The sequence below is a fragment of the Mobilicoccus pelagius NBRC 104925 genome (genome assembly GCF_000247995.1).
Taxonomy (GTDB): domain Bacteria; phylum Actinomycetota; class Actinomycetes; order Actinomycetales; family Dermatophilaceae; genus Mobilicoccus; species Mobilicoccus pelagius.
The window spans coordinates 1-4,405 of record NZ_BAFE01000033.1 but is presented as its reverse complement, the minus strand read 5'-3'; the positions used below and the strand labels follow the sequence as shown (position 1 = coordinate 4,405).

Here is a 4,405-nt window from a genome sequence, read left to right as displayed (position 1 = left end):
GAGGCGCCGTTGTCGGTTCGTCACAACCGTGCCTTCGAGCGCGTCGCGCCGATGCTGTGGCTGCGCGCCGGGTCCCGTGGTCGCGTCATCTGCGACCTCGGCGAAGACGGCTGGGACGTGGCCGATTCCTACGGCGTGCTGGAGAACCTCGACCAGTCGGACGAGTTCGTCGCGGCGGTGAGTGCTCGTGAGGGCGTCGACATCGCGTTCGTCGTCACGGACGACGACAGCGCCTTCCAGATGGTGTGCCGCGAACTGCCGAGCGGGGTCGTCCCGGTTCGTCTGTACGAGTCGTACCTCCAGAACTTCGAGATCAACACGGGACGGAGCCTGTAAATGCGTTACACGCTGAAGGACCACCAGGCCGAGGCCGTCCGTGACGTGCTGCGGAACCTGGACCGTGCTCGCGACTCCTACCGTCGCTACGGCGCGCTCTCGCAGTTCTCACTGAGCGCCACGACAGGTGCTGGAAAGACCGTCATGGCCGCCGCTGTGATCGAATCGCTCTTCTTTGGCAACGACGAGTTCGACGTGGCCGGTGACCCGGGCGCCGTCGTGCTGTGGTTCTCGGACGACCCGGCGCTGAACGAGCAGTCGCGTGCGCGTATCCAGGCGGCGGCCAGCGAGCTCGACCATCGACTGCGGGTAGTGCCGACGACGTTCTCCGAGCCGGCCTTTCGGCCTGGCAACGTGTACTTCCTCAATACTCAGAAGCTGAGTAAGAACTCTCGCCTGGTCAAGGGTGCACCGGAAGCCAGCGGCGATGACACGCTGCCAGGTCTCGAGCCTCGCCCCGACGATGTTCAGTCCTCCATCTACGACACGATCACGAACACCATCGCCAACGAGGACCTGACGCTCTACCTCGTGCTGGACGAGGCGCACCGCGGCATGGGGACGCGCGCGCGCGAGCGGTCCACCATCGTGCATCGACTCATCAATGGCCAAGGCAGCGTGCCTGCGATGCCGGTCGTGTTCGGCATCTCGGCCACGGTCGAGCGGTTCGAGACCGCGATGAAAGATGCGAAGGGGCGTGACGCCCTCCCGTCGGTGCAGGTGGACTCCGGGCTGGTCCAGGCCTCGGGACTCCTGAAGGACGACATCGCCCTGTCGATCCCTGCCGAGGACGGCGCGTTCGAGACCGTGCTGCTGACCAAAGCCGTCGAGAAGATCAAGGCCTCCGAGAGCGCGTGGCAGGACTATGCGCGCGACCAGGGCGAGTCCGAAGCCGTTCGCCCACTGCTGGTGGTCCAGGTCGGGGACAAGCCCTCGCAGGAGATCCTCACCCGGACGCTGGACACGATCTACGAGGCCTGGCCGGAGCTGCCCTATGACGCTGTGGCAAACGTCTTCGGCGAGCACACGGACCTGACTGTCGGGCAGCAGGTCGTGCCGTACATCGAGCCGCAGCGGGTTCAGGACGCCACGCACGTACGTGTGCTGCTGGCCAAGAGTGCAATCTCGACCGGCTGGGACTGTCCGCGCGCCGAGGTGCTCGTCTCGTTCCGCCCTGCCAAGGACCGCACCCACATCACGCAGTTGCTCGGGCGGATGATGCGCACACCGCTCGCCCGGCGCATCCCTGGCAACGAGCTGCTCAACTCGGTTGATTGCCTGCTGCCGCTTTTCGATCGTAAGACCGCCACAGGAGTCGCGGAACTGCTGATGAAGGGCGCGACGAGCAAGGACGCCGACGAGGGAGAGGACGGCGGCGGTGGACTCGGGCGCCGGGTGCTGTTCGATCCGATCCTGCTGTACCCGAACCCGGCGATTGCCCAGGCTGTGTGGGAGCGCTTCGCGGCCATCTCGTCGGTAACGATCCCGAAGAAGAACGTGAAGCCCATCCGTCGGCTTACCGCCCTGGCGACGGCGCTGTCGAAGGATCATCTTCTTGACGAGGCCGTGGAGAAGGCGCACACGCATCTCCACGCCGTGCTCGACGGGCGTGCCGTCCAGTACAAGCAGAAGGTCGAGAAGGCACGCGAGGATGTGCTCACGATGGAGGGCGAAGAGGTCCGCGGCAGAGTCGGCGGCGGGTTCTCCTACCGTGCGTTCTCCGTGAGCGCCGACCCTCGCGCCATCGAGGATTACTACCGCACAGCCACGCGGATACTGAGTCCAGCGCTGTGCTCCTCCTATGTCGACCACCTCGTCGGGCCGGACGGGGACGAGGACGACCTCCTCGAAGCGCACATCACCGTCGCTTCGCTCGGCCGTGTACACGAGATCGCCGAGGCGGTCGAGCACGAGGCCGATGGGCTGTCCCGCGAGTGGCTCACACAGACCCGCGTCTCACGCAAGGGGCTGAGCGACGAGCGCCAGGCCGAGTACGACGGGCTGGAGTCGATGTCGACGGCGCCCGAGCCGATCACACTCTTCGTTCCGAAGAACGGCCAGGCCGACACCAAGGTGCGTCATCCCGACGGCACTGAGGAGGACCTGCCCACCCGCGAGATGCATCTGCTGGCATCTGCGGACGGGACGGTCCCGATCACCTTGAACGAGTGGGAGCGCAAGGTCCTCGACTCCGAAGCCGCGCAGCCCGGCTTCCAGGGCTGGTACCGCAACCCCGACCGCGCGGCGAAGGAGTCCCTCGCCGTGGCCTACAAGGACGAGGTGGGCGACTGGAAGGCGCTGCGCCCTGACTTCATCTTCTTCGGCACCAACCACGACGGCAGCGTCGCCGTGGACCTCGTAGACCCACACGGCCACCACCTCTCCGACGCCCTGCCGAAACTGCGAGGACTGGCCGACTTCGCAGAGCGCTTCGCGAACGACTTCCGCCGCATCGAGTCCGTGGCCGAGACAGGCGGTGTGCTACGCGTCCTCGACATCACTAAGCCACGCGTGCGCGATGCCATCCGAGATGCCCAGAGTGCCAAGGCCCTGTACGAGTCGGAGTTGGCCAGTGACTACTGACCTGCTCACCCAATTCGTTCCCCCGTTCGTCCTGGTGCGTGAAGGAGTGCGCAGATGACCGCCTACGAGGACGTGCTTGTCTGGGCGAAGTCGAGACCATGGTGGCAGCAAAAGGCTCTGGCACGGATCGCTGCCGGGGAAGCGCTTGGACAGCAAGACCATGAGGAGATCGCGCGGAGCCTGTTCGAAGAGCCCGAATCGCCTCCCAACGGGGGCTGGTTTGCTCAACTGTCACCTACGCAGGCCACGAAGGACGAGCCGGTTCGCGTCGTCGCGGTGAGAGGGCTCGCGAACGTCAACCGCCTAGCATCTGGTCAAGAACTTACATTCGAGCCAGACGGGCTCACGGTCGTATTTGGGAACAACGGCAGTGGCAAGTCCGGGTACGCCAGGGTGATCCGCTCAATGGTGCGAACGAGGCATCACGCTGACATCTTGCCGGACGTTTTCGCTCAAACGCCGGATCAGCAGTCAGGAGAGGTCGAATTCACTGTCGGCGCAAACGAGCGCAACGTCCAACTTGGGCAGCCAGCCGATCCTGATCTTAGTCGTGTGGCCTTCTATGATGAGCACTGCGGTGACACCTATCTAACCGCCGAGGCCGAAATCTCTTACCGGCCGGCTGCGGTCCAACTCCTGGACGACCTGGCGGCGGTCTGTACGGGTGTACGACAGGTGATCGACGGCTGGAAGCAAGCTGTAAGTCAACCTGGTCCTCTACCCGACGTGGACGACCTCGGTCCCGGCGGCGCCTTCCTCCAAAGCCTGAGCGTATCGACCACGGACGACGCCATAAGCGCCGCGGTGGCTTGCCCTTCAGACGTTGACGAGCGACTAGAGAATCAGGTGAACGCGATTGCTCGGCTCAGGACAAGCGACCCGACGCAGGAGAAGCGTCAACTAAACGCAACCGTGACTGCTCTAGAGACGATTTCTCAGCACCTCGTAGACCTTGACAAGGCTTTGGGAGCCGACGGACAGAAGCGGCTCGACGAACTGTCCGAAAGAGTCACGGCTACGAAACGCGCAGCCGATCTCGCGTCGCGCAACACCTTCGCTGATGAGCCACTTTCTGGGGTCGGATCAAGCGTATGGCAAGTGTTGTGGCGTGCGGCGGAGGGGTACTCCAAGGAGGTGTATCCGGAACATGCTTTCCCTCATATTAAGGAGGGCGCAGTCTGCGTCCTGTGCCAGCAGACACTCAGTGACGATGCATCAGACCGGCTCGCCAGATTCCACCGATTCGTCACAGACACAACCGCGCGAGAAGCTGGGGCCGCCCAGCGTGCACTTGAACGCTTTCGAGATGACCTCGAACAACTGGAGTTCACACCTCGCGTGGTGTCGTCGGCCATTGCAACTGTTCAGCAGAGGGATGAGAACTTCGCGGAGTCTCTCGATCCACTCCTGGAGAAATTTCGAGTTCGCAAGGAAGCGATGTCGACTGGCGAGCGATCGGCCCCAGTGGATGTCAGTACTTACCTAA

At 63.9% G+C, this 4,405-nt stretch carries 2 protein-coding genes and 1 pseudogene; all 3 read left to right on the top strand.

Features of this window, described 5'->3' with window-relative positions:
• Positions 1 to 336: pseudogene (locus tag MOPEL_RS05830) on the top strand (site-specific DNA-methyltransferase); the annotation flags it as partial.
• Positions 337 to 2,919, top strand: a complete 2,583-nt coding sequence (locus MOPEL_RS05825) for a DEAD/DEAH box helicase (RefSeq protein ID WP_009481933.1) — start codon at positions 337 to 339, stop codon at positions 2,917 to 2,919.
• Positions 2,920 to 2,973: 54 nt separating this feature from the next.
• Positions 2,974 to 4,405 (top strand): AAA family ATPase (locus tag MOPEL_RS17130; RefSeq protein WP_009481932.1); only part of this gene is annotated, 1,432 nt, incomplete at its 3' end.